The sequence below is a fragment of the Seongchinamella unica genome, assembly GCF_004354085.1.
Taxonomy (GTDB): Bacteria; Pseudomonadota; Gammaproteobacteria; order Pseudomonadales; family Halieaceae; genus Halioglobus; species Halioglobus unicus.
In genome coordinates this window covers 315,953-342,160 of the sequence record NZ_SMSE01000003.1, presented here as the reverse complement: position 1 = coordinate 342,160, position 26,208 = coordinate 315,953, and the positions used below count along the sequence as shown (strand labels likewise).

The 26,208-nt window shown below is 61.9% G+C and carries 22 protein-coding genes; 7 read left to right on the top strand and 15 right to left on the bottom strand.

The window, feature by feature from the left end; all coding sequences use genetic code 11:
- The first annotated feature begins 131 nt into the window (after positions 1-131).
- Complete coding sequence (locus tag E2F43_RS13755; protein ID WP_165954320.1) at positions 132-1,127, top strand: ScyD/ScyE family protein; 996 nt, start codon at positions 132-134, stop codon at positions 1,125-1,127.
- A 107-nt stretch (positions 1,128-1,234) separates the two neighbouring features.
- Here E2F43_RS13755 and acs read toward each other — a convergent pair whose 3' ends face one another.
- The 11 genes from acs to dksA form a co-directional block, all read right to left on the bottom strand.
- On the bottom strand, positions 1,235-3,166 hold the full coding sequence (acs, locus tag E2F43_RS13750; RefSeq protein ID WP_133213633.1) for an acetate--CoA ligase: 1,932 nt from the start codon (positions 3,164-3,166) through the stop codon (positions 1,235-1,237).
- Between the two features lie 95 nt (positions 3,167-3,261).
- Entirely contained in the window at positions 3,262-4,146 is an 885-nt protein-coding gene (gene panC, locus E2F43_RS13745) for a pantoate--beta-alanine ligase (RefSeq protein WP_133213631.1), read from the bottom strand.
- Between the two features lie 270 nt (positions 4,147-4,416).
- Positions 4,417-5,208: a 3-methyl-2-oxobutanoate hydroxymethyltransferase gene (gene panB / locus E2F43_RS13740; protein WP_133213629.1), complete on the bottom strand. Its 792-nt coding sequence runs from the start codon at positions 5,206-5,208 to the stop codon at positions 4,417-4,419.
- Between the two features lie 15 nt (positions 5,209-5,223).
- A complete protein-coding gene (locus tag E2F43_RS13735; protein WP_133213626.1) occupies positions 5,224-5,880 on the bottom strand; it encodes a deoxynucleoside kinase in 657 nt (218 codons plus the stop codon).
- A gap of 33 nt (positions 5,881-5,913) precedes the next feature.
- On the bottom strand, positions 5,914-6,432 hold the full coding sequence (gene folK, locus E2F43_RS13730; RefSeq protein WP_133213624.1) for a 2-amino-4-hydroxy-6-hydroxymethyldihydropteridine diphosphokinase: 519 nt from the start codon (positions 6,430-6,432) through the stop codon (positions 5,914-5,916).
- Entirely contained in the window at positions 6,429-7,730 is a 1,302-nt protein-coding gene (gene pcnB, locus E2F43_RS13725; RefSeq protein ID WP_133213622.1) for a polynucleotide adenylyltransferase PcnB, read from the bottom strand. The genes folK and pcnB overlap by 4 nt, the downstream gene beginning before the upstream one ends.
- Positions 7,731-8,260: 530 nt before the next feature.
- Positions 8,261-9,709 carry a sigma-54-dependent transcriptional regulator gene (locus tag E2F43_RS13720; RefSeq protein WP_133213620.1) on the bottom strand — a complete coding sequence of 483 codons (1,449 nt, stop codon included), beginning with the start codon at positions 9,707-9,709 and terminating at the stop codon, positions 8,261-8,263.
- 84 nt (positions 9,710-9,793) lie between these two features.
- Positions 9,794-12,748, bottom strand: coding sequence for an ATP-binding protein (locus tag E2F43_RS13715; RefSeq protein WP_133213618.1), 2,955 nt, complete (start codon positions 12,746-12,748; stop codon positions 9,794-9,796).
- A complete protein-coding gene (locus E2F43_RS19085) occupies positions 12,738-12,914 on the bottom strand; it encodes a hypothetical protein (protein WP_165954319.1) in 177 nt (58 codons plus the stop codon). Before E2F43_RS19085 ends, E2F43_RS13715 begins: the two co-directional genes overlap by 11 nt.
- Positions 12,915-12,977: 63 nt before the next feature.
- Positions 12,978-13,868 carry a tRNA glutamyl-Q(34) synthetase GluQRS gene (gene gluQRS / locus E2F43_RS13710; RefSeq protein ID WP_133213616.1) on the bottom strand — a complete coding sequence of 297 codons (891 nt, stop codon included), beginning with the start codon at positions 13,866-13,868 and terminating at the stop codon, positions 12,978-12,980.
- Between the two features lie 4 nt (positions 13,869-13,872).
- Positions 13,873-14,328, bottom strand: coding sequence for an RNA polymerase-binding protein DksA (gene dksA / locus E2F43_RS13705; RefSeq protein WP_133213614.1), 456 nt, complete (start codon positions 14,326-14,328; stop codon positions 13,873-13,875).
- Positions 14,329-14,544: 216 nt separating this feature from the next.
- On the opposite strand from dksA, the gene E2F43_RS13700 reads away from it, so the two are divergent.
- Both E2F43_RS13700 and sfsA read left to right on the top strand, forming a co-directional pair.
- Positions 14,545-15,729 carry a pyridoxal phosphate-dependent aminotransferase gene (locus E2F43_RS13700; protein ID WP_133213612.1) on the top strand — a complete coding sequence of 395 codons (1,185 nt, stop codon included), beginning with the start codon at positions 14,545-14,547 and terminating at the stop codon, positions 15,727-15,729.
- The gene (gene sfsA / locus E2F43_RS19500) at positions 15,722-17,116 is read left to right on the top strand and encodes a DNA/RNA nuclease SfsA (RefSeq protein ID WP_338054594.1); all 1,395 of its coding nucleotides are present in this window, start codon (positions 15,722-15,724) and stop codon (positions 17,114-17,116) included. Before E2F43_RS13700 ends, sfsA begins: the two co-directional genes overlap by 8 nt.
- A gap of 43 nt (positions 17,117-17,159) precedes the next feature.
- On the opposite strand, the gene E2F43_RS13685 is transcribed toward sfsA, so the two are convergent.
- Both E2F43_RS13685 and E2F43_RS13680 read right to left on the bottom strand, forming a co-directional pair.
- Positions 17,160-17,804, bottom strand: a complete 645-nt coding sequence (locus E2F43_RS13685) for an inorganic pyrophosphatase (RefSeq protein WP_133213610.1) — start codon at positions 17,802-17,804, stop codon at positions 17,160-17,162.
- A gap of 352 nt (positions 17,805-18,156) precedes the next feature.
- Positions 18,157-19,419, bottom strand: coding sequence for a 6-phosphofructokinase (locus E2F43_RS13680; RefSeq protein WP_133213608.1), 1,263 nt, complete (start codon positions 19,417-19,419; stop codon positions 18,157-18,159).
- Between the two features lie 170 nt (positions 19,420-19,589).
- Here E2F43_RS13680 and mpl point away from each other — a divergent pair, with 170 nt between their 5' ends.
- From mpl to E2F43_RS13660, 4 genes are read left to right on the top strand one after another with little or no spacing between them, the layout of a single operon-like run.
- On the top strand, positions 19,590-20,960 hold the full coding sequence (gene mpl / locus E2F43_RS13675; RefSeq protein WP_133213606.1) for a UDP-N-acetylmuramate:L-alanyl-gamma-D-glutamyl-meso-diaminopimelate ligase: 1,371 nt from the start codon (positions 19,590-19,592) through the stop codon (positions 20,958-20,960).
- Positions 20,957-23,557: an efflux RND transporter permease subunit gene (locus E2F43_RS13670; protein WP_133213604.1), complete on the top strand. Its 2,601-nt coding sequence runs from the start codon at positions 20,957-20,959 to the stop codon at positions 23,555-23,557. Before mpl ends, E2F43_RS13670 begins: the two co-directional genes overlap by 4 nt.
- Position 23,558: 1 nt before the next feature.
- A complete protein-coding gene (locus E2F43_RS13665) occupies positions 23,559-23,822 on the top strand; it encodes a YkgJ family cysteine cluster protein (RefSeq protein WP_133213602.1) in 264 nt (87 codons plus the stop codon).
- On the top strand, positions 23,819-24,415 hold the full coding sequence (locus E2F43_RS13660) for an LON peptidase substrate-binding domain-containing protein (RefSeq protein ID WP_133213600.1): 597 nt from the start codon (positions 23,819-23,821) through the stop codon (positions 24,413-24,415). The genes E2F43_RS13665 and E2F43_RS13660 overlap by 4 nt, the downstream gene beginning before the upstream one ends.
- Positions 24,416-24,434: 19 nt before the next feature.
- Here the strand turns inward: E2F43_RS13660 and rnt are convergent, their stop codons facing one another.
- Both rnt and pyrC read right to left on the bottom strand, forming a co-directional pair.
- The gene (gene rnt / locus E2F43_RS13655) at positions 24,435-25,067 is read right to left on the bottom strand and encodes a ribonuclease T (protein ID WP_133214336.1); all 633 of its coding nucleotides are present in this window, start codon (positions 25,065-25,067) and stop codon (positions 24,435-24,437) included.
- Between the two features lie 4 nt (positions 25,068-25,071).
- Positions 25,072-26,115: a dihydroorotase gene (pyrC, locus tag E2F43_RS13650; protein WP_133213598.1), complete on the bottom strand. Its 1,044-nt coding sequence runs from the start codon at positions 26,113-26,115 to the stop codon at positions 25,072-25,074.
- Between the last annotated feature and the right edge of the window lie 93 nt (positions 26,116-26,208).

Genomic DNA, 26,208 nt, shown 5'->3' with positions numbered 1-26,208 from the left:
CTAGCGGGCCCCTGCCTGCCTGCTATGTTAATGATCACGCGTGGTCACAGTCATTCACTGTGTGGATTGGTTCAGTTCGTTTGATGAGCTTCCTGTCGGCCCGGAGCCTGAGGGGAGCCGGGGAGTGCGTGATGTTTAACGCCTGTAAATGTCGAGCCGCTGCCAGAGGTGTTGCCCTGGCGGTGGCAATCCTGCTGTTGTTTCCTACTGTGGTCAACGCCCAGCCTCTGGTTTCGGGGCTGCAAGGCAGTGCTGGCAGTACCGTGGGTCCCGATGGCCATCTTTATGTCACCGAGGGCGCGACCGGAACGGTGCAGCGCATCAACCCGTCAACCGGGGCTGCCGAGTTGTTTACCGAGGGGCTGCCACCCTGGGTCATCCCCGGTCTCGGGGGGGCGGTGGACGTCGCCTTTATTGAGGAGACGGCCTACGTACTGGTGACCCTGATTAATTTCGAGGGAGAGCCATCGGGGCTGACCAACGGCATCTATCGGATTGATGGTCCGGACAGTCATACGATTATTGCCGATCTCGGGGCGTTCAACCTCGCCAATCCGCCCCAGACGGCGTTCGCTATCCCGACGGGCGTGCAATGGTCCCTGGAGGTTTTTCGCGGCGGGCTCCTGGTGTCTGACGGGCACCTCAACCGGGTCCTGCAGGTCACCCAGGATGGGGCGGTCAGCATTTTAAGGTCATTCGACAATATTGTGCCCACCGGGATGGATGTCAGCGGCCACACCATCTACATGGCTCGTCCTGGGCCCACGCCCCACAGCGCGGACGATGGACAGATCGTATCCTTTGGGCCCGGGACCGGGGAGCCTGACCTGGTGGCGTCAGGCGCACCCCTGTTGCTGGATGTCGAGTTTGGCCGGGGTCGCAGCCTCTACGCCCTGTCGCAGGGTCAATGGAATGGCGATTTTGCGGGATCTCCGGCTGTCGAAAACGACGGCACGCTCTGGGAAGTCAATAATGATGCGTCGTTGCGGCTGATCGCGGATGGCATCAACCTGCCCAACTCCGTCGAGATCATCGGCACCAGTGCCTTCGTGGTCACGCTGACCGGTGAGGTATGGCGCTATGACGAGATAAGCGATGCGCCCTTCGGCCATGCCAGGGGGCGGTAGTTATGACCCGGCAAGCTATTCCGGTGGATTTTTGCGCGAGACTCGGAGCGCTGTAGTGAAGCCCGGGGCCAGGTAGGGCCCCGGGATTGTGTTTCGGCCGGCGACCCTTACACCGGCCGGTTATCAACCAGGTTATCCACCACCGAGGGGTCGGCCAGGGTACTGATGTCGCCCAGGCTGTCCAACTCATTCTCGGCGATCTTGCGCAGAATGCGGCGCATGATCTTGCCCGAGCGGGTTTTCGGCAGTCCGGGCGCCCACTGGATGACGTCCGGCTTGGCGATCGGCCCGATTTCCTTCACACACAGGTCGATCAGTTCCTTGCGCAGTTGCTCGCTGGGTTCCACACCCTGCATCGGGGTGACGTAGGCGTAAATGCCCTGGCCCTTGATGTCGTGAGGGAAGCCGACGACCGCGGCCTCGGCAATATCCTCGTGCAGCACCAGGGCGCTTTCGACTTCGGCGGTGCCCATGCGGTGGCCGGAGACGTTGAGGACATCATCGACCCGGCCGGTAATCCAGTAGTAGCCGTCCTCGTCCCGGGTGGCGCCGTCACCGGTAAAGTAATAGCCGGGGTAGGTGCTGAAATAAGTGTCTATCATGCGCTGGTGATCGCCATATACGCTGCGGATCTGGCTGGGCCAGGAGGATTTGACCACCAGGTAGCCGGAGCCCGGGCCCTCGATTTCGGTGCCGTCCTCGTTGAGCAGTGCCAGGTTGACCCCGAAGAAGGGGAAGGTGGCTGAGCCCGGCTTGAGAGGGGTGGCTCCCGGCAGCGGGGTAATCATGTGGGCCCCGGTTTCGGTCTGCCACCAGGTGTCGACAATGGGGCAGCGACCGTCGCCCACCACCTCGTAGTACCAGGTCCAGGCTTCCGGGTTGATGGGTTCGCCTACCGTGCCCAGCAGGCGCAGGCTGGCCCGCGAGGAGCGCTTCACCGGCTCGTCGCCCACCGCTTGCAGGGCGCGAATGGCGGTCGGTGCGGTGTAGAAGGTATTCACCTGGTGCTTGTCGACGACCTCCCAGCAGCGGCCGGCGTCGGGGTAGGTGGGTACACCTTCAAACATCAGGCTGGTGGCGCCATTGGCCAGCGGTCCGTACACAATATAGCTGTGGCCGGTGACCCAGCCGACGTCGGCGGTGCACCAGTAGATCTCTCCCTCGCGGTAGTCGAAGGCGTATTTGAAGGTCATGCTGGTTTGCAGCAGGTAGCCGCCGGTGGTGTGCAGCACACCCTTGGGCTTTCCGGTTGAACCAGAGGTGTAAAGGATAAACAGCGGATCCTCGGCATCCATGGACTCGGGCGGGCAATCGTTGCTCTGGCTGGCCACCAGTGCTTCGTACCAGACATCGCGGCCCTCGGTCCAGGCCACATCGGCACCGGTGCGCTTGACCACCAGGCAGGTGTGCACGTTGGGGCAGGCCTCCAGGGCCTTGTCGGCGTTTACCTTGAGGGGCACGGTGCGGCCACCGCGGACGCCCTCGTCGGCGGTGATCACGGTCTGGCAGTCGGAGTCGAGAATACGGTCTTTCAGCGCTTCCGGTGAGAAGCCGCCGAAAACGATGGAATGCACGGCGCCGATGCGGGTGCAGGCCAGCATGGCATAGGCCGCCTCCGGAATCATCGGCATGTAAATGCACACCCGGTCGCCCTTGCTGACGCCGCGGGCCTTGAGGGCGTTGGCCAGCCGGCAAACGCTGTCCTTCAGTTCGGCGTAGGTGATGTGCTTGCTGTCGGCCGGGTCGTCGCCTTCCCAGATCAGGGCAGTCTGGTCGGCGCGTTCCGGCAGGTGGCGATCAATGCAGTTATAGCTGACATTGAGTTTGCCGCCGGCGAACCAGGCCGCGTCACCCTTTACAAAGTCGTATTCCATGACCTTGTCCCAGGGTTTGTCCCAGCTCAGGAATTCGCTGGCCATCTCGCCCCAGAAGCCCTCAGGGTCGTCGATAGAGCGCTTGTACATCGCCTGGTATTGCTCCGCGTTGATGTGAGCATCCTTGAAATTGGCCGGAACCGGATGAGTAGGGAATTCGGACATGGGTACCGCTCCGTTTTAGTATTAGCTGGAGGCTAGATAATACGTGGCCATGGACGGTATTCAAGCCGACCAAGGTCGAATGAAGCGGGGTGGGTTCAGCCGTCGGCGAGCATTTTCCAGTCGCCCACCGGATTCAGCGACAGGCGGACATTGTCGATGAGCCGGGTATTGCCCAGGCGGGCGGCGGCCAGAATGGCGATTTCTTCCGTGTCCTCGGTCACCGCGCGCAGGGTGCGGGCATCGCGGATGGCGAAGTAGTCCGGTTCGAAGCCCGCCTGCAGTAATTTCATGCGGGCGTGGGATTCCAGTTGCAGGAAGTTATCGAAGCCGCAGGCGATGGCTTCCCTGCAGGTATTGAGTGTCTGGTGGATGAGCGGCGCAATATCCCGTTCTTCCCGGCTGAGATAACCGTTGCGCGAGCTCTTGGCCAGGCCGTCCTCATCGCGGGTGGTGGCCACGCCAACGATCTCCACCGGCATACACAGGTCGGTCACCATCTTGCGCACGATGGACAGTTGCTGGAAGTCTTTCTCGCCGAACACCGAGACATCGGGCTGGACGATATTGAACAGTTTGCAGACCACCGTCGTGACCCCGTCGAAATGGCCGGGGCGGCTGGTGCCACACAGGGTATCACCGAGGTCAGGGACACCGACCACGGTTTGCTTGTCCATGCCTTCGGGGTAGATGTCCTCCACCCCGGGTGCGAACAGCAGCTGTACGCCCTCGCTGAACAGTTTTTCCTTGTCCGCCGCCAGGGTGCGGGGATAGGCGTCCAGGTCCTCGCCGGCACCGAACTGCAGGGGATTGACGAAAATAGACACCACCACGATGTCGCACAGGGTACGGGCCTTGCGCACCAGGTCCAGGTGGCCCTCGTGCAGGTTGCCCATGGTGGGCACAAAGGCAATGCTCTGACCCTCGCTGCGATAGCATTTCAGAGCTGCATGTAGCTGAGCGTTGCTGTTGCAAGTTCGCATATCTACCTCATCCCGCGGAATGGATTGGCGACGCTAAACCAGTAGTCACACTAGTCGATAAACCCGCTCCAGAATGCAGTGCTGGAGGGAGGGCAAGTATGCCCCATGCTCCGGGCACGGGCAACGGTACAAACGGGAAAATTAGCGGGCCCTGTGACCGGCGGACGCAGCCGTGGTCACCGGCTATCGCGCAGGCGGGAGGTGGTCGTTTGGTCGCGATTTGCACTAAAATGGTGCAAAACGCGCCAGGCAGTCGATGGAGGGTAGTGCCTAGCTGTAGGTGTGCTCTTCCCGCGGGTAGTCACCGGATTTAACGGCATCGACGAAGGCCTTGAGGGCGCCCTGGATGGTGTCCTGGCCCTCCATGAAGTTCTGCACGAAGCGGGCGCTGTGGCTGGAAAGCCCGAGCAGGTCATGCATCACCAGGACCTGGGCGTCGGTGCCGGCGCCGGCGCCAATGCCGATGACCGGGATGTCCAGTTTGGAGGAAATATCGGCCGCCAGGTGGGCCGGGATGCATTCCAGCACCAGCAGGCTGGCGCCGGCGTCCTGGATTTCCACCGCGTCGGCGAGAATGGACTTGGCCTCCTTGGGGGTGCGGCCCTGCACTTTGAAACCGCCGAACTGGTTGACCGATTGTGGCGTCAGGCCCAGGTGGGCACACACCGGCAGGCCGCGCTCAACCAGCATGCTGATGCTCTCTGAAAGCCAGGTGCCGCCTTCCATCTTGATCATCTGCGCGCCCGCCTGCATCAGGGCAGTGGCATTGACCATGGTCTGCTCGGGCGTGGTGTAGCTCATGAAGGGCATATCGGCGATCACCAGTGAGTCCGGAGCCGCCCGACACACACATTCGGTGTGATAGGCCATATCGTCGACAGTCACCTGGATGGTGCTGTCGTGGCCCTGCAGCACCATACCCAGGGAGTCACCGACCAGTATGGTTTCTGCACCCGCTTCACTGACAAGGCGGGCGAAGGTGGCATCGTAGGCCGTAATGCAGACAAACTTCTCGCCTGCCGCCTTCATCTTGTCCAGGGTGCTTATGGTGACCTTGCCCATAGCCTGCCTTGTGTTTTATCCGAAAAATGTCGGGTTGAAATAATGGCGACCGCTGCGAATATCCAGCAGGTAGTCCACCAGGTGGCTGTAGTCTGCATCGCTATTGGCCAGGTCGATTTCGCTGGCATTGACGATGAGCAGTGGGGCGCCATCGTAATATAGAAAGAACTCACTGTACACTTCGTTGAGGCGCTCCAGGTAGTCCCGCTCAATGACCTGTTCGGCGGCGATTCCACGGCTCTCTATGCGCGACAACAGCACATCGGTTGAGGCCTGCAGGTAGATCACCAGATCGGGCCGGGGAGAGTCGATGGTCAACTGCTGGTAGACCTTTTCATAGAGCTGGAATTCTTCCCGGTCGAGGTTGATGCGGGCGAACAGCGGGTCTTTCTCGATCAGGAAGTCCGCCACTCTCACCGGCTCGAAGATGTCAGCCTGGCGCAGGTCCTGGATCTTCTGCGAGCGCTGGAAAAGGAAGAATAACTGGGTCGCCAGGGCGGCCTGCTGGCGATTGCGGTAGAACTTTTCCAGGAAAGGGTTCTGCTCCGCTTCCTCCAGCAGAACCTGGTAGTTGAAGGTCGTGGCCAGCCGTTTGGTGAGCGTTGTTTTGCCCACCCCGATGGGGCCTTCTACGGCAATGTACGATGGGGGGGTGCGCCCTTTCAGGTCGATTTTAATGGCCTAAGTCTCCCGCTCCGGGCCTGGTTAATCATCGCTGTCGTTGTTGCCGGGGAGCAGGGAGAAATCGGTTTTCTGCAACTGGCCCCGTGGACAGGCGGCTATTAATGTACCAAGTTCCGCGCCTCCGGGCAGCATCAAATTTGGGCCGCTGATCTCCAGCAGGGGATAAAGCACGAAATCGCGCGCTGTCATGCGGGGGTGGGGAATCGCCAGTCGTGGCGTTTGCAGGGCTTCGGCGCCATAGAGCAGGATGTCCAGGTCCAGGGTGCGCGCACCCCATCGCTGTTCCCGTACCCGGCCCTGCCGGTTTTCTATCGCCTGCAGCGCGTCCAGCAGGGTCAGTGGCGCCATTGTCGTCCGTAGCTGCACCACGGCGTTGAGGTAATCGGGCTGGTCCCCGGGGCCCACCGCAGCGCTGCGGTAAACGCTCGAGGTGCGGATGAGGGCAGAGGCTGGCAGGGCGGCGATGGCCGCGGTGGCCTGTTGCAGTTGTGCCAGCGGCTGCTGCAGGTTACTGCCCAGGGCAACAAAAACGTCGATCATGCCTGTTTCGGGTTGCGGCGCCGGCGTGGCCTGCGCCTGCGGCCGGACGTACTTCCGGGGGCACTGCCTGCCTGGTCCATGCGCTGGTCCATATTGAGGGTCTGGAACTCGGTCCACCAGGCGCCCAGATCAGCGGTCTCCTCGCCGGCCTGTTCCCGCAGCAGGAGAAAGTCGTAGGCGGCCCGAAAGCGCCGGTGTTCGACCAGTTCTGCCGCTTTCTTGCCCTGGCGCCGCTGCAGGCGTAACTGGAATTCCCAGATTTCCCGCATGGGCTGGCTGAAACGGCGGGGGATGGACAACTGGGTGCTGGCCTCGGCAATGGTTTGCTGGGCGGCACTGTGAATGGCCACCATGGGTGAGTCGCCGCGGCTTTCCAGTTCGCTGGCGGTGCGTGAGGCAACGGGCCAGAGCAGGGCGGCGAGAATAAATGCCGGGGTGACCGGCTTCTCCTCGGCAATACGCTGGTCGGTGTTGGTCATCGCCGCACGGATCAGGGCCAGTGATTCCGGATCCTCGTGAACCAGGTGGCTGGTCTCGTCGAACAGGTATTGCAGGAGGTCGTGTTCCAACAACTGTTCCAGCGTTGCTGCGCCATAACCTGAGAGAAACAGCTTGAGAAATTCGTCAAACAGTCGCGCCGGGGGGATTTCCCGCAACAGGTGGGCGCACTTCGGGATGGCCGCGGCGGTCTGCGCCTCTATGTCGAAGTCCAGCTTGGCGGCAAAGCGCACCGCCCGCAGCATTCTGACCGGGTCTTCGCGGTAGCGCACTTCCGGCTCGCCAATGACGCAAACCTGACGGTTTTGCAGGTCATCGAGGCCGTGTACATGGTCGAAGACCTCGAATTTGCCGGCGTCGTAGTACAGGGCATTAACGGTGAGGTCACGGCGAACTGCGTCCTCCTCCAGGGTGCCGTATACGTTATCGCGCAGCAGCAGTCCCTTGTCGGACTGACGGGAATGATTGCCGCCGGTGGCGGGGCTGGCCTCGTCGCCGCTTTCATGGTGCCCGCGAAAGGTGGTGACTTCGATGACCTCCCTGCCAAAGCGCACGTGCACGATGCGGAAACGCCGGCCTATGATCCGCGAATTGCGAAACAATCCGTGGACTTCTTCCGGGGTGGCGTCGGTGGCAATATCAAAGTCCTTGGGGTGACCGCCCAGTAGCAGGTCGCGAACCGCGCCGCCGACGAGGTAGGCCTGGTGGCCCTGGGAGCGCAGGCGGGACATGACCTTCAGCGCGCCGTCGCTGATGTTTTTACGGGAAATGCAGTGCTGGTCCCTGGGGATGACTTTCAAAGAGATTTACGCCTGTACTTTTGGCCTGTTTGGAGGCGCGCAGTCTACCACAGATGGCGGGTCTCAAGAGGCGGTAACGGCAGCATGAATGACGGGGAAGACAAAGTCTTCCCCATCCAGGTCTCACGTCAGGAGTTATTGTTATTTCTGGGGTGCTGTTATTGTTATAGGCACTATAGAAACATAGTTTTATTGTTATGCCTAAAGCAAAAACGGTAATTATTCACCGGGTTCAGGCATGAGCAATCGACCCTCAACGGCCAGCGCCTGCCTGAAAAAAATACAAGGAAATTGAAGGGGAAGTAAACTTCCCCATCCAGGTCCATAGTGAATAGTGTTATTTTTATTGCAGCGCCTGTTATTTTTATTGGTGACACCGCGCCGGTAATTGCATTCAGCGTGCCAACCCATTAAATAACTTTAAAAATCAACAAGATAGGTATTTATAGCAATTGTTATATTCTTGTTAAAATGGGCCACTGTTACGTTATTACACCGGATTTTGTAACGCGGGGAGTGCCAGGTAACGCCTAGTTGGCCCGGGACTGGCTCTTGCGGCGACGCGCGGCGGTGCCTGACTTGCTCCGGGGTATGCCGAACCGCTGGCGTCGCTCCCACAGGCATTTACGGCTGACACCGAGTTTCTGGGCCAGTTCGGTCTCGCTCATGGAATCCTGGTGCTCCAGCACGAAACGCTGGAAGTAATCCTCCAGCGAGAGGTCTTCCTGGGGTTCGTTGGCGCTGCTACTTGCTCCGCTGCGGCTGCTACCGGCTGCGGGCAGGCCGTCCTGGCCGCGGATGCGATTGATATTGACCAGTTCCAGGTCGATGCCGAGGCTGTCATTGTCGATTTCCTCGGTTTCGGAAAGAATGACCGCCCGCTCGATGGCGTGTTCCAGCTCGCGCACATTGCCCGGCCACTGGTAGGTGGTGATGGCCTGTATGGCTCGCGGCGACAGGTGCATTGCCGGTTTCCCCAGCTTTTGCGTTTGCGCCTGCAGCATGCTCTCTGCCAGATGAAGGATGTCCTTGCCGCGCTCGCGCAGCGGTGGCAGCGACAGGCGCAGGACGTTGATGCGGTAGTAAAGGTCCTGGCGGAACTGGCCCTCGACAGACAGCTGCTGCAGGTTGCGGTGGGTGGCACATATGAGTCGTACATTGACCTTGCGTGAGTGGACCGAGCCGATGCGCCTGATTTCCCCTTCCTGGATGAATCGCAGCAGGCGGGCCTGGGCCTCCATGGGCAATTCGCCAATTTCGTCGAGGAACAGGGTTCCTCCGTCTGCAGCCTCGATCAGGCCCATGCGGCTGGCATTGGCGCCGGTAAAGGCGCCCTTTTCGTAGCCGAACAACTCCGACTCGATCAGGGTGTCGGGAATCGCCGCACAGTTGACGGAAATCAGGGTTTTGTCAGCGCGACTGCTTTGCCGGTGGATACTGCGGGCGACCAGCTCCTTGCCGGTGCCGGTTTCACCGAGTACCAGCACGGTCGATTCGGTGGGGGCCATTCGGCTGATTTGGGTATACAGGGTCTGCATGGCAGGGCAGTTGCCGATAATGCCCGAGCCATGCCCCGGGCTGCCCTGGCCGTCGTTGCCGGCCGAATTCCGCTTCTGGGCCCGGGCGGTAGGATGGTCGGCGATGATGCGCTCCACCGCACTGACCATGTCACCGTGATCGAAAGGCTTGGCGATATAGTCCACCGCGCCCATGCGCATCGAGTCGACCGCGGATCGCAGGCTGGCGTAGCTGGTCATGATCAGCACCGGTACGTCACCGGCCTTCTTAATCAGGTCGGTGCCGGGGGCTCCCGGCAGACGCAGGTCAGAGATGATCAGGTCGAAGTCGGCAAAACGGAAGTCAGCCTCTGCCTGTTGAACCGAACCTGCTTCGCTGACCTCGTAGCCACTGCGCTCAAGCAGGCGGCGCAGGGCATTGCGGATGACCGATTCATCCTCGACCACGAGTATTTTTTGCATAAGGTGTTACCTGGCGAATCACCCGTAACAACATACTCTGACTGTGAAAAATTTGCCAGTTTGCCGGTAACGTGTGGAGTAGGGTTACACATCGAAGGCGCCACCATAACTGGCGCGATTGAGCTGCAGGGTGAAGCGGGTGCCGGGCGAAGGCCCCTCGTGGAGGGGGCTGGTGAGTTGCACCGTGCCGCCCAGTTCCTCCATGATACTGTACACCAGTGCGAGCCCCAGGCCGGTGCCGGACCCTGGCTCCTTGGTGGTGAAAAAGGGCTCGAAAATCTGGCTTTGCAGGTGGCTGGGAATGCCGCTGCCATTATCGTCCACATCCACCAGCACCCGTTCACCATCGGTATAGGCGCGCACCAGCACCAGGCCGTCTGCATCACAGGCATCGCGGGCGTTACCCAGAATATTGACAAATACCTGCAACAGGCGCTGGGTGTCCGCCAGAACCAGCAGTTCGCGATCGCACTGGTTGCGGTAGGTGACCTGCTGGGCCTCCCGGTCCAGGGTGAGCAGGTGAATGGCCTCGTCGACACAGTCGGCCAGGTTGCAGGGCCCCAGCTCCAGTTCCGAGCCGCTGGAGCCCACGTGGGAAAAGTTGACCAGGGATTCCACAATCCGGCTGACCCGCTCCGTCTGTTTGAGAATGTCGCGGGCGGCGATGCCGACTTCTTCCGGATCGTCCTCGTATTCCAGGTTCTGCGCCAGGCAGGCGATGCCCGTCACCGGGTTGCCGATTTCATGCGCCACGCCCGCGGCCAGGCGGCCGATGGAGGCGAGCCGCTCGTTGTGCAGCAGTTCCTCCTCCATGAGTTCAATCGCGCTGATGTCCTCCACCAGGATGATGGTGTCGCCATCGGCGGTAATGGTTTTGTGCAGGCTTACCCAGCGTGGGTTGTCGGCGTCGATGGTGACTTCGGTCTTGAGGATAATGTCGCTGTCACTGGCGCTGAACTCCACCAGCAGGCTGCGCCAGGGATCGGGAAGGGCGGTGATCAATGAGCCCAGCACGTCACCGGCGTGCACGTCGGTCATTTCCTGCATGCTGAGGTTCCACATCAGTAGCTCGCCGTCAGCCCCCAGGGAGCAAATACCCACGGGCAGGGTGTCCAGGGTTTCCCGGTAGCGGCGGCGCAGGGCGTCCAGGTCGGCCGCCAGCCCGGTGAACTGGATATGGGGTGCGTCCAGGCTGCGCTCGATCAGGTTGATGTCCTCGGTACCGCCGGCCGCGTAGGGTATGCAGCGTTCGATGATATTGTGCGCGACCGCCGGACCGAGCAGGCCGGAGAGGTTGGCCTCCACCCGGCGTCGCAATCGCCGCAGGGCGTAGGGGCGGCTTTCCTGCTGGTCAAACTGCAGTTGGGCAAGGGCCCTGTCGACCTCCGCGGAGGCGGTTCGCTCGCCCAGCGCCGGCGCCAGCTTCTCGGCAAACTCGGCGGCACTGCCCACCGGCAGTGGCTGGCGAATCGGTCGCGAGAGGTCGTCCATGGAACAGATCTCCGCCGCCACCCGCTCCTCCTCGCTGGTCGGGGTCAGCAGCGACACCACCACAAACAGGGCGACGTTAATGGCGAGGGCGAGCATGGTGGCGATTGTCCAGATGCCGTTCTGGTCGGCGATCATGGAGCTGAACAGCTGGCCGATTTCCGGAACATAGCCGCGGGTGGCGGGCAGCATCACGGTTATCAACCAGAATCCCAGGCCGCCCCAGAGCCCCGCCAGCAGTCCTTTTCGGTTGGCATTGGGCCAGTAGGCCGTGGCCACCAGGCCCGGCAGGAACTGCAGGGTACCGGAGAATGCCACCAGGGCCAGTTCCACCAGGCTCTGGCGGCCGTTGAGGCCCAGGTAAAACAGGAATCCGGCCAGCAGCAGGATGGTGATCAGGGCGCGCCTGAGCCAGCGCAGGTTGCGGTAAATATCGTCGTCGTGGCCCAGATTGAGAACGCGTGACGGCAGCACCAGGTGATTCAGGCACATGTTGGCCAGCGCCAGCGTGGTAACCACAATGGTGGCACTGGCCGCGGACAGGGTGGCAATGAAAGCAGCCCCCGCCACCGGGACCGAGTCCAGACGGATGCCCATGGCCAGGCCGGAATAGGCCATGGGCAGGGTGTGCTCCAGCCGCATCCCGGCCCAGGCCACCGGCAGCACCGGAAGGCTGAGCAGCATCAGGTAAAGTGGCATGCCCCAGGAGGCCCGCCGCAGGTCTTCGCTCTCGGTGTTTTCGGCAAACAGCATGTGAAAGATGTGCGGCATGCAGACCGCGCCGGCGAAAAACACCAGCAGGGAGGCATGGGCGTTGTCGATTGGCAGCTTGTGGGTCATCTGGTCCCGGGCTGGCGGGAATTCATGCAGCCACTTCTGGATATCGGCCGGTCCGTCAAACACCTGGGTGACGGCCACCAGCATGAGCAGGAACATCGCCCCCAGTTTGACCAGGGACTCAAAGGCCATGGCAGTGACCAGGCCGGTGTTGCGGTCCTGGGAGGACACGTGACGGGTGCCGAACAGGATGGCGAATACGCCGATGATCAGGCAGGTCAGCAGGGCCACGCCCTGGTGGTGGAAACCCTCCTGTTCCTCAAGGTGGCTGTGTCCGGCGAGGATATGCACGCTGTCGCCCACTGCCTGTATCTGCAGCGCCAGCATGGGGAGCATTGCCAGGCACATGGCGATGGTCACGGCCGCGCCCACCCGCGGGCTGCGGAAGCGAAAGGTGAGCAAGTCGGCGACCGAGGCCAGCTGGTAGATCCGTGACAGCCGCAGCAGCGGGATCAGCAACAGGGCGGCCAGCACGAACATCATGCCGACCCCGGCGTAATAGAGCAGGAAGTTATAGCCATAGCGGGTTGCCACCTCGATGACCCCGTTACTGGCCATGGCACCGGCAAATACCCCGAGCGACAGTACATATACCGCCGGGTGGTGGCTGATTCGCCGGGGAATGATGTTGCGGTCTGCCAGCAGGGCGACGACAAACAACCCGGACAGGTAAAAGGCGACAACCAGCAGGATCTGGGTGAGGCTATAGTTCATCCGGGTGCCTCGACCGGTAGGCCCACCAGGTAAAGATGATAATCAGGCACCAGATGATGTAGGGCCGGTACCAGGCGGTGTAATCCGAGGTCAGCCAGTCGGCAAGCACGGGAAATGCCACCAGGGTGATAACGATGCCGAGTACCAGCATACGGTTGATGTACATGATCCAGATTCCGTCCGCTCGGGTGTCAGGCGATACTACCCAGCGAGGGGGGAAAGCACCAGCTCAGCGCTGGCCGGCGGCAATGGCCAGTACCGGCGGGATGCTGGCTGTGGACCAGTGCCGGCTGGCAAATTCGAGCATGTGCTGGCAGCGCCTGAGTGTTGCCGGAGGTTGCGGTTGCTGCAGGAAGTCGAGTGCCCGGCGCAGGTTGTCCGGCGCCGCTGACGACAGTAGCGCCGGCGCGTGGTTCTGTTTGCTGAATTTCTGGCCCCCGGCATTGGTAATCACCGGGATATGGCAGTAGGCCGGTTGTGGCAGTCCCAACTGTCGCTGCAGGTAAATTTGTCGCGCGGTGGAGTCGAGCAGGTCGCAGCCGCGGACCACGTGGGAGATGCCCTGGAAGCCATCGTCGACCACCACGGCCAACTGATAGGCATAGAGACCGTCCTTGCGCAGCAGGGTGAAATCCGGCAGTTCCCTGCCCAGGCATTCCTGTTGGCTTCCCTGGACCTGGTCTTGAAAGCGGATTTCGGTACCCGGGCTTACCGCCAGCCGAAGTGCCCAGGGTTCTGACACCTCAGCCTGGCGCGGGGCGCAGCGGCCATGGCAGCTGCCGCCGGGGCCGAGCAGGGCGCGGGTGCAGTCACAGCGGAACAGGGAACCGGCAGCGGCCAGGGATGACAGGGCCTTGTCATAGGCGTCGCTGCGTTTGCTCTGGAAGAGTACGTCGCCATCCCACTCCAGCCCGTGGTCACGCAGGCTCTGCAGGATGGCGTCGGCGGCCCCGGGCTCCTCGCGGGGAGGATCAAGGTCTTCCATTCGCACCAGCCACTGACCCTGCTGGCTGCGGGCGTGCAGATAGCTCGCCAGGGCGGCGATCAATGAGCCTTGGTGTAATGGGCCAGTGGGTGAGGGCGCAAAGCGCCCCCGGTAGGTAGTGCTGGAGCCGGGCAAGGCTTCAGCCCAGCTCTTGCTTTTCCTTTATCTCATCGAGGGTTTTGCAGTCGATGCAGAGGTTGGCAGTAGGGCGTGCTTCCAGGCGCTTGATACCGATTTCCACCCCGCAGGCGTCACAGAAACCGTAGTCATCCTGTTCCAGGCGCTCGATCGTGGAATCGATTTTCTTGATCAGTTTGCGTTCGCGATCACGGGTGCGCAGCTCCAGGCTGAATTCTTCTTCCTGGGTGGCGCGATCCGCGGGATCGGGGAAATTTGCCGCCTCATCTTTCATGTGGGTCACAGTGCGATCCACTTCCTGCATGAGGTCGGATTTCCAGGTTAACAATATGCCCTTGAAGTGCTCACGCTGTTTCTCGTTCATGTACTCTTCGCCCTTTTTGGGCTTGTAGGGCACGAAGTTCCTGAAGTCGGCGGAAGCTGCTTTTTTGGCTGACTTTCTTGCTGCTCTAGGCATGGTTTTTTTCCATACGGTAAAACAAAAGACACAATACTCACAGTAATCTGGCGAGGTGTACCAAGGTACCCCTGCGACCAAGGGCGGTGAAACTACCAGAAACCATGCCGGTGCGCCACTTTTTTAGTGACTGATTCGGCAGCCTGATTCAGCGGCCACTTCTCCCTCTCGGCCGGCTGTTGCTAGAATGCGCGATTGCCACTGAGCGGAACAAGCATGCCCGAGAAACAGGACCCCCGTCCTTATGCCCGTCGCCTCGCCGATATAGAGCCTTTCCGCGTGGTGGAAGTGCTGCAGCGGGCCAACACCCTGGCGGCCCAGGGCAGGGATATTGTGCACCTGGCTGCCGGTGAGCCGGACTTCAGTACCGCCGAACCTATCGTGGAGGCCGGGCGCGCGGCACTGGCCCGCGGGGAGACCCACTACACCGGGGCGGCAGGTATTCCCGAACTGCGCCAGGCACTGTCAGACCACTATGCCCGCGATTACGGGCTGGATATCAGCCCTTCCAGGATCATGATCACCCCCGGCGCTTCCGGGGCGCTGTTGCTGGTCGCCGCCCTGCTGGTCAACCCGGGCGACACCCTGCTGATGGCCGATCCCGGCTATCCCTGCAACCGTCATTTCCTCAGGCTGGTGGAAGGTCGCGGGCGGCTGGTGCCGGTCACTGCCGGGACGGGCTACCAGCTCGATGCCGCGCTGGTGGCCGAGCACTGGCAGGCCGATACCGTGGGAGTGATGGTGGCATCGCCGGCCAATCCCACCGGTACCGTGTTGTCGGCGGATGAATTGCGGGCACTGTCGAAGGCGGTGGCTGCGCGCGGGGGGCACCTGGTGGTCGACGAGATCTATCACGGGCTGGCCTACGATGTGGAGACACCCTCGGCCCTGGCAGTCAACCCGGACGCTATCGTGATCAACAGCTTCTCCAAGTATTTCGGCATGACCGGCTGGCGGCTGGGTTGGCTGGTGGCGCCTGAAGCCGCCGTGGCTGAAATGGAGAAGCTGGCGCAGAATCTGTTTATCTCCATGTCCACCATGGCCCAGTATGCGGCGCTGGCGGGTTTCCAGCCCGGGACCCGCGCCATACTGGATGAGCGCCGGGAGATATTTCGCCAGCGCCGGGATTTCCTGCTGCCGGCGGTGCGGGAACTGGGATTTGACGTTCCCTGTTCGCCGCAGGGTGCTTTTTATATCTACGCCGATGCCCGTCGCTTTACCGATAACAGCCAGGGCTTCTGCCTGGACCTGCTGGAGCAGCACGGTGTGGCCCTGACGCCGGGACTGGACTTCGGCCACCACCGGGCGGCAGAGCACCTGCGCTTTGCCTATACCACCTCAATGGATCGTCTGGAACAGGCGGTGGAGCGCCTGGCGGGAGTGCTGGCCACCCATGAGTGACATGATTGAAGGCCGGCTGCTGCGTCGCTACAAGCGATTCCTGGCCGACGTGGAACTGGCGGATGGGCAGCAGATCACTGCCCATTGCCCCAACACCGGGGCGATGACCGGTTGCGCCGAGCCCGGATCCCGGGTCTGGTTGTCGCTGTCTGACTCGAAGACGCGCAAGTACCCCCACACCTGGGAACTGGTTGAAACCGCAATGGGCATGGCCTGTGTTCATTCGGCCCGGGCCAACAAGGTGGTCAGGCAGGGCCTGGAGCAGGGCGTGATCCCCGGCTTCGAGGACTACCCGGAGATCCGCAGTGAAGTGAAGTACGGTAACAACAGTCGTGCGGACCTGTTGCTGGAAGGCCCGCCCGGGCGCGTCTTCGTGGAGGTCAAGTCCGTTACCCTGTGTATGGAAAACGGCCAGGGGCTGTTTCCCGATGCGGTGAGCGACCGGGGTCGCAAGCACCTGCTGGAGCTGGAAGGCGTTATCGATGACGCCACCCGGGCGATCATGTTTTTCTGTGCCCTGCACGGTGGCGTGGACCGGGTCAGCGCCGCCGGGGAGATAGATCGCCGTTACCGGGACACGCTGGCGGCGGTAATGGAGCAGGGGGTCGAGGTCATGGCCTGGGGCGCCCGGGTCACCCCCCGGGAGATCGTCCTGGACCGGCCGCTGCCGTTCAGCCTGGACCCCATGACTGAGCCGCTCACCATAGCCCAGCTCACCGGCCGGGATGACAGCCACCTGCTGACCCTCGCCGACGGGCACCGTTTGCACCCGGAGGCGGCAGCCGCTTTTGCCCGCTTGCAGGCCGATGCCCGGGCATCCGGGTTTGATCTCGCGATTGCCAGCAGTTACCGCTCCTACGACCGCCAGCTGGCGATCTTCAACGGCAAGGCCTGTGGCCAGCGGCCGGTGCACGACGACCGGGGTGAGGTGCTGGATCTGCAGGCGTTGACGGCAAGGCAAAAGCTGGCGGCGATCCTGCGCTTTTCGGCGCTGCCCGGAACCTCCCGTCACCACTGGGGGACCGACCTCGACGTCTTTGATGCGGCCGCGGTTCCCGAGGGCTACCAGGTGCAACTGGACCCCGTCGAGGTGGCCCCGGGCGGGCTGTTCGATGCCCTGCACCGCTGGCTGGATGCGCGCATGGCCGCCGGTGAGTCCCATGGGTTCTACCGACCCTACGCCGAGGATCGCGGCGGCGTCGCCGTTGAGCGCTGGCATTTGAGCTACGCACCGCTAGCACGCCGTTGTGAGCGTCTGCTGCGGGCGGCAGATTTGCGCCAGTGCTGGCGGGGTGGGCTGGAACTGGGGGAACTGGTGGAGCGAGACCTGGACGAGATCCTGGCGCGCTATGTCGAGGTAGCGGACCACTGGTGTCCCGACCCCTGAGGGAAGAGAGTGTCCCGGCGCGGCTGCACCGGGACAGAACCGCTTATTCCTTGGCCTTGGCCTGCTGGTGCAGGTGGCCGTAGTGGTTCCAGTAGTCCTTCTCGGCGGCGGCGATCACCTTCAGGGCTTCCTCGCGACCGTAGACGTGGTCCACCTTGATGTTCACTTCCTTGCCGGGAATCAGCTTGTAGGTAGAGAAGTAGTGCTGCAGGCGCTCGGTCTTGATGTTGGGCAGGTCTTTCAGGTCGTGAACATCGCCCCAGATATTGTCGCCTTCCAGTACCGCAATGATCTTGTCGTCGGCCTCGCCGCCGTCAATCATCTGGATGCCGCCAACCACGCGGGCCTTGAGGACGATATCGGCGCGGGTGATGTGACGTTCGGAGAATACGCAGATGTCCAGCGGGTCGCCGTCAGCCACATCCACATCGGGGCACAGCTTGGCCACTTCCTCTGCGCAGTAGGTGCGGGGCAGGAAACCGTAGAGGGCGGGGGGGCTGGAGGTCGTGCGCTGGGGGCGGTCAACCATCAGGAAGCCCGATGCCTTGTCCAGCTCATACTTGACCACGTCGTCGGGGGTCATTTCGATGTAGACCTGGAAAATGTCTTCGGGGGCATCATCGGCGCGAATGTGCAGTCCGTGCCAGGGGTGACGACGCCAGCGGTTGAAGTCGCGGTTGCTGTACATGTTGGTTCCTCAGAATGGTTGCTTCACTATGGAGGCGCGCATTGTACAGAACTTGCGCGGCAAAATCCGCACTACCATGGTCGAATTCCTTGCCTGAATTACCGTTTTTGTTGTCCTGAAAAACCGATGGCTACTTGTTGGGTATCCTGTTGGGCCGATGGTTTCGTTGCTTCGCTTGGTCCGCCCGGCTCGGCCGCTGGATACCGAGCACGGAAACCGCCAAAAAGCGTACGTCCATGTACAGGCTTGGCTTCGACCGTCCTGGCCTCAGACATTTCCGTGCGGGTTATCCAGCGGCCAAGCCCCCCTCCGTGCCACGAGGCTGGGCCGGATAGCCAAAAAGAACAGCAAACTAAACCGTAAATGATTTTCTGAGCTTCTTCGGCACAAGCTCATTCTTCAGCCGCACATATTTCGGCATGCCCTTCCTGTACTCGGGGTAGGCCTCACCCTGGATCAGCGGTTCCAGGTACTCCCGCGCCGCGTCGGTGATGTTGAAGCCATCACGGGTGATGAAGTTGCGCGGCATCATCTTTTCCACGTTGGCGACCTTGTCCAGAGGCGCCTCGCCAACGCTCCAGCGATAGCGCTTGCCTTTGCCGCGAACAATGCAGGGCATGACCGCGTTCTTGCCAGCCAGTGCCATTTCCACTGCAGCTTCGCCCACCGCGTAGGCCTGGTCGACGTCGGTCTGCGAGGCGATGTGGCGAGCGGCGCGCTGCAGGTAATCGGCCACCGCCCAGTGGTATTTGTAGCCCAACTCGTCTTTGATCATCTGCGCCAGGTTGGGAGCCAGGCCCCCGAGTTGGCTGTGGCCGAAGGCGTCCTTGAGGCCGGACTCCGCCAGGAAGGTGCCGTCCTTGTACTGGGCGCCCTCGGAGGCGACGATGACGCAGAAACCGTTTTCCTTCACCGTGCGCTTCACCCTGGCCAGGAATTTTTCCCGGCTAAAGGCAATTTCCGGGAACAGGATGATGTGAGGCGCATCGCCCTCCTGTTCCGCTGCCAGGCCAGCCGCGGCGGCAATCCAGCCGGCATGGCGGCCCATGACCTCAAGGATGAAGACCTTGGTGGAACTCTCGCACATGGAGGCGACATCAAGCGCAGCCTCGCGGGTGGAGACGGCGACGTACTTGGCGACCGAGCCGAAGCCCGGGCAGTTGTCGGTCAGCGGCAGGTCATTGTCGATGGTTTTGGGGACATGGATGGCCTGCAGAGGATAACCCATGGCGTCGCTTAACTGGGAGACCTTGAGGCAGGTGTCTGCCGAGTCACCGCCGCCATTGTAGAAAAAATAACCAATGTTGTGGGCCTTGAACACCTCGATCAGGCGCTCGTATTCGGCCCGGTTCTCCTCGATGCTCTTCATTTTATGCCGGCAGGAGCCAAAGGCGCCCGAGGGTGTGGTCAACAGGCCATGAATGGCGGCACGACTCTCCTTGCCGGTGTCGATCAGTTCCTCGCGCAGCGCACCGATGATGCCGTTGCGCCCTGCGTAGACTTTGCCAATCCTGGATTTATGTTTGCGAGCCGTCTCGATGACGCCACAGGCGGAGGCATTGATGACAGCTGTCACGCCACCGGATTGGGCGTAGAAGGCATTTTTCTTCGGCATACTGCGGTGTCCCTTTCGGCGAGAGCGGCCAGACCACTCGCGGGTTTGTCGTTCCGGCAATGATACGGCACCGACCGACGTGATGGAACGGACAGGCCTGATTTGCATCAACACGTGGTCGCGTGAAAGTGCCGTGATACCATGTGCGGCTGATTCAAGGAGAAGCTTTTTTGAAAGGCCACATTCATATCCTGGGCATTTGCGGCACCTTCATGGGAGGCATCGCCCTGCTGGCCCGGGAACAGGGATTCAAGGTCACCGGCTCGGACGCTAACGTCTACCCGCCGATGAGTATCCAGCTGGAAGCGGCGGGAATTACATTACTGGAGGGCTACGAGGCGGCGCACCTGCAGCCTGCCCCCGATTGCGTGGTGGTGGGTAATGCCATGACCCGGGGTAACGCGGCCGTGGAGTACATGCTCGACGCGGGGTTGGCGTATACCTCCGGTCCCCAATGGCTGGCGGAGAACATTCTCCGGGGCAAGTGGGTACTGGCGGCTTCCGGAACGCACGGCAAGACCACCACCAGCGCCATGCTGGCGTGGATACTCGAGTATGCCGGCATGGCACCGGGATTCCTGATCGGCGGCGTGCCGGCGGACTTCGGCCTGTCGGCCCGCCAGGGTGATACGGATTTTTTTGTGGTGGAAGCGGACGAATACGATACCGCCTTTTTCGACAAGCGCTCAAAGTTTGTTCACTACCGTCCCCGCACCCTGATGATCAATAACCTGGAATTTGATCACGCGGATATTTTTCCTGACCTGGCTGCCATCCAGCGCCAGTTTCATCACCTGGTCAGGACAGTGCCCTCCCAGGGACGCATTATCTGTCCCCGGGGTGTCGCCGCGATTGACGAAACCCTGGCCCAGGGCTGTTGGAGCGAGCTGGCCACTACCGCGGTCGACGCGGAAGCGGACTGGCAGGCCCGGCTGCTCGAGGACGACGGCTCCGTGTTCGAGATTCATGTGGGCGATGGTCCGCCGGTAATCATAAACTGGTCCCACTGCGGCCGGCACAATGTTGCGAATGCACTGGCCGCCGTGGCGGCGGCCCAGCACGTCGGGGTGCTGCCCCCGGTAGCTGCCGAGGCTCTGTGCGAGTTCCGCGGCGTCAAACGGCGCCTGGAACTGCTGGGAACCGTTGCCGGTGTCAGCGTGTACGACGACTTCGCTCACCATCCGACCGCCATCGCCACTACCCTGCAGGGCCTGCGCGCCCGCGGCTCCCAGGGACGCTTGGTCGCCCTCATCGAGCCGCGCTCCAACACCATGCGTATGGGTGATCACCGTGGGCGCCTGGCCAGCGCTACCGCTGGTGCCGACAAGGTTTACTGGTTCCAGCCCCGGGGCATGGAATGGTCGCTGCAGGAGATTGTCGATGACAGCGAGGTGGCTGCGGAGCTGGCGAGCGATATCGACGAGCTGGTGGCCGCGGTGGCCGCTGATGCCCGCGCCGGTGACCAGGTGGTCATCATGAGCAATGGCGGTTTTGGCGGGATCCATGCCCGGCTGCTGGCGGCACTGGAGGCCATGGTATGAGCGCGAAGCTGGGCTCCCTGTACGAAAAACTGGTCCTGCAGTTCCCCTGGTTGTCTCTGTTGCTGGTGTCCCTGCTGGTGGCCGGCTTTGCCAGCCAGATCCCGAAAATCAAGCTCGACGCGTCCGCCGATGCGCTGATGTTGCAGGGTGACCCCTCCCTTGAAACCTACCGGGAAATCAGCAAACGTTACGCCTCGGAGGACTTCCTGCTGATTACCTGGCAGCCGCCCGGTCCCCTGCTGGGGGATGCGTCGCTGGGACCGCTGAAGGCGATGGCCGAAAAGTTGCGTCAGCTCCCGGGGGTGTCCTCGGTGGTCACGGTATGGGACGTGCCGCTGCTGGAGAGCCCGCCGGTCAGCCTGTCGGATGTGACCTCGGCGGAGCCGTTGCCGAGCCTGGAGCAGCCGGGTATCGATCGCGAACTGGTGCTCGAGGAACTGACCACCAGCCCGATATACGCTGACCTCCTGGCCAGCCGCGACGGGGATGTCACTGCGGTACAGATCAACCTGCAGCGCGACCACCGCTACTTCGAGCTGCTGTCGGCGCGCGATTCGCTGCGCAGCAAGCGGGATGAAGCCGGCTTGTCTGCCGCCGAGCGCAAAGAACTGGCGGAAGTAGAGCATAAGTTCAAGGCGCATACGGCCCAGGCGCTGGCAGCACAGAGCGCCCTGGTGGAAGCGGTCCGCCAGGTGGCGGCAAGCTACAGCGATCACGCCAGCCTGTTTGTGGGCGGGGTGCCGATGATTGCGGCCGACATGGTGAGCTTCGTGCGCAGCGACCTGGTGACCTTTGGCAGCGCCATCCTCGGCTTCATGCTGGTGGTGCTGGCCGTCATTTTCCGCCGGGTCCGCTGGGTGGTGATCCCGCTGGTCACCTGTAGTGCCACGGTCGCTGTCATGCTCGGCCTGCTGGGCGCGCTCGACTGGCGGATGACGGTGATTTCCTCAAACTTTGTCGCCGTGCTGCTGATTATCACCCTCGCTATCTGCATCCACCTGATCGTGCGCTACCGCGAGTTGCACGCACAGGAGCCCGATGGCGATTTATACCAGCGCGTGGTCAGCACCATGCAGTTGATGGCTGTGCCCTGTTTCTATACCGGTATCACGACTATCGTGGCGTTTGTCTCGCTGGTGGTGTCCGGTATTCAACCGGTCATCGACTTTGGCTGGATGATGACCGTGGGTATCGCTGTGGCCCTGCTGCTGTCGTTTGTGCTGGTGCCCTGCCTGATGCTTGTCTGGCCCGAGGGCCGGCCCCACCATCACGCCGGGGCCGACCCCACGATTACCGCCTGGTTCGCCAGGGTCACCGACAAGCGCGGCGGAGCCATTCTCACCGTAACCGCTGCGGCCGTCGTCACGGTTGTAGTCGGCGTCAGCCGGTTGCAGGTGGAGAACCGCTTTATCGATTACTTTCATGAATCGACGGAAATCTACCAGGGCATGGAACTGCTGGATTCCAAGCTGGGCGGCACCATTCCCCTGGATATCGTTATAGCACCGCCGAGCACCGAGGAACCCCTGCCCGGTCTGGAGCCGGTCATTGCGCCGGAAGCGGCGGCTCCCGTTGCCGAGGACGACCCCTTTGCCGTCGAGGCGGATGCTTTCAGCCGCTCGGACGATGAGTTTGTCGACGACTGGGGCGAGGAATTCGGCAGCGATGTGGATAGCTTCGCCAGCGCCGGTGAAGAAGATTTCCAGCCCAGCTACTGGTTCAGCCTGGAAGGTATGCGCGAACTGGACGCGGTGCACAACTACGTGGATTCACTGCCCGAAACAGGCAAGGTCCTGTCCCTGTCTACCGTGTTCGCCGTGGTCAAGAACCTGCTCGGCGAGGACGTGGGCAGCGTGGAACTGGCGCTGGTGCAGAAAAGCCTGCCGACGGATATCAAGGGCATGATGGTCGACCCCTACTTCTCCGCCGACACCGGACAGGCGAGAGTGACGGTCCGGGTCAAGGAGACCAGCGAAGACCTGCGCCGGGACCGGTTCCTCACCGACCTGCGCAATCACCTCGTTGAAGAGATGGGTTTTGCCGACGAACAGGTGCAGCTCACCGGTATGCTGGTGTTGTACAACAATGTACTGCAGAGCCTGTTTCGCTCGCAGATCCTTACCCTCGGTGCGGTTTTCTTCGCCATCCTGGTGATGTTCCTGCTGCTGTTCCGGTCATTGCCGCTGGCGCTGATCGCGCTGGCGCCCAATGTGCTGGCCGCCGGCCTGGTGCTGGGGGTGATGGGGCTGCTGGGCATCCCGCTGGATATCATGACCATTACCATCGCCGCCATTGTCGTCGGTATCGGGGTGGATGACTGCATTCACTACGTGCACCGTTACCTGCGCGAGTTTTCCCTGGACCGGGATTACCGGGCGGCCATGCACCGCTGCCACAGCTCCATTGGCAGGGCGATGTATTACACCACCCTGACGGTCGTCATCGGCTTCACCACGCTGACCCTGTCCAACTTCAATCCCAGTATTTATTTCGGGTTATTGACGGTATTGGCGATGATTGCGGCCGTGCTTGGGGCATTATTGCTGTTGCCGCAGCTGATTATCATGTTCAAGCCCCTGGGGCCAGAGCACGACTGATATGGAGTGTCGCCCAGGCTGTGGCGCCTGTTGTATCGCGCCATCGATCACCGGCCCCTTCTACGGCATGCCCCGGGGCAAGCCTGCAGGTGTGGCCTGTGTGCACCTGGACGAGCAGCGGCGCTGCCGCCTGTTCGGCGATCCCAGGCGCCCCGCGCTGTGCGCTGACTTCAAGGCAGAGGCTGCGGTCTGCGGTGACTCGCCGGAGCAGGCGCTGCGCTTGCTGGACGAACTGGAACAATTGAGCAAGCCGGAGAACGGATGACAACCATTCCCCTGTTTCCCCTGTCGGGGGTGCTACTGCCCCACGGCAAAATGCCGCTGCAGATTTTCGAGCAGCGATACCTGGACCTGGTGCGCAGCAGCATGAAAAGCGGCGAGCCTTTTGGCAATGTGTGGATCCGTCGCGGCTCCGAGGTGGCCCAGCGGGGCAGGGCATCGGCGGAGCTGGGCGACTGGGGTACCCTGGCCCGCATCGTGGACTGGGACCAGTTGCCCAACGGGTTGCTGGGTATCACTATCGAGGGGCAGGGCCGTTTCGACCTTTACGAAACCGAAATTCAGGCCAATGGGCTGGTGCTCGGCGAAGTGACCTGTCGGCCCGACCCCGAACCCGCCGCGATGTTACCCCAGTGGCAGTCCATGCTGGACGTGTTGCACAGCCTGGAGACCCACCCCCATGTACAGCGTATGGGGCTGTCCCCGGACTATGATGATGCCTGGCAGGTCGCCTGGACCCTGGTGCAATTGCTGCCGCTGGAGGAATACATCAAGTACGAATTACTGGGGTTGGACAGCATCGACGAACTCATGTCAGAGCTGGACCTCATTCTCAACCAGATTTCCGGCGACGGTTGAACGGCGGGCGTCGGTCGAGCTAGCTGAAACTGGGCATCCAGCCCCCGGACTCTTTCCAGCGATTGACGATTTCACAGAACAACTCGGCGGTACGCTCTGCATCGTAAGCGGCGGAGTGAGCGTCGTCGTTGTTAAACGCGATACCGGCTTCGGCGCAGGCCTTGGCCAGTACCGTCTGCCCATAAGCCAGGCCCGACAGGGTTGCCGTGTCGAAAAAGGAAAAGGGATGAAAGGGGTTGCGTTTTATGTCGCAGCGCTCGACTGCCGCGTTGATAAACCCGGCATCAAAGTGGGCGTTGTGGCCGACCAGGATAGCACGACTGCAGCCCTGTTCCCGAATCTCCTTGCGCACGGCCCGGAACAACTCACCCAGGGCTTCGCTTTCATCGACGGCCTCCCGAAAGGGATGCCAGGGATCGATGCCGGTAAACTCCAGCGCAGACTGCTCGATATTGGCTCCCTCGAAGGGCTTTACATGGTAGTCCAGCGTGCGGTACACAGACAGCATGCCGTCCTCGTCCATGCGCACCAGGCTGGCGGCAATTTCCAGCACCGCGTCAGTGGCGGCGTTGAAACCACCGGTTTCCACGTCGATCACCACGGGCAGGAAACCGCGGAAGCGCTCACTGATGCGGTGGGGCCCGCTCTCCATGGGGTCACTCACCGGCAACGACCCGCCAGTTGAGGGATTCGCCCGCTGCCAGCGGTTGCAGGGTGCTCTCCCCCAGGGGCAGTTCAGCGGGGACCTGCCAGGGGTCCTTGCGCAGGGTAATGGTATCCCGGTTGCGCGGCAGGCGGTAAAAATCGGCACCGAAGTGGGAAGCAAAGCCCTCGAGCTTGTCCAGCGCATCAAGCTGCTCGAATACCTCGGCGTAAAATTCAATCGCCGCGTGCCCGGTGTAGACGCCCGCGCAACCGCATTCGGTTTCCTTGGCGCCGCGGGCATGGGGGGCTGAATCGGTGCCGAGGAAAAACTTGGGATTTCCGGAACTGGCCGCTTCCATCAACTCGTTCTGGTGCACATTGCGCTTGAGGATGGGCAGGCAGTAGTAGTGCGGACGGATCCCGCCCACCAGCATATCGTTGCGATTGAACATCAGGTGGTGGGCGGTAATGGTGGCTGCCACATGCTTGCCCGCCTCGCGCACGAACTGCACGGCGTCGCGGGTGGTAATGTGCTCCAGGACGATACGCAGGCCGGGGAAGCGTGCGGCGATGGGGGCCAGGTGGCGGTCGATAAACACTTTCTCCCGATCAAAAATGTCGATCTCGTGATCGGTCACCTCGCCGTGAATCAGTAGCGGCAGATCCGCCTCTTCCATGGCGGCGAGCACCGGGTACAGGGCATCAAGCTGGGCCACTCCGGCATCGGAATTGGTGGTTGCGCCGGCGGGATACAGTTTCACGGCGTGGACGAACTCGCTGGCGGCCGCCAGCTGGATCTCGGCGGCATCGGTCTGGTCGGTGAGGTACAACACCATCAACGGCTCGAATTGCCGCGGGGCGTTTTCCATGGCTGCCGTTATGCGCTTGCGGTAGGCAGCGGCCTGGGCCACCGTGGTGACCGGTGGTGTGAGATTCGGCATCACGATGACGCGGCCAAAATAGCGGGCCATGTCGGCGCAGGTATGCGCCAGGGCGGCGCCGTCGCGCAGGTGCACGTGCCAGTCATCGGGGCGGGTAATGGTCAGTTCGTTCACGGGGAGCCTGTAGCGGGGGATCGAGAAACCCGCATGCTACCGCAAAAGCGCCGTCGGGTCAGGTCTTGTGGTCTGTGCCTGGGCCTGGACTGC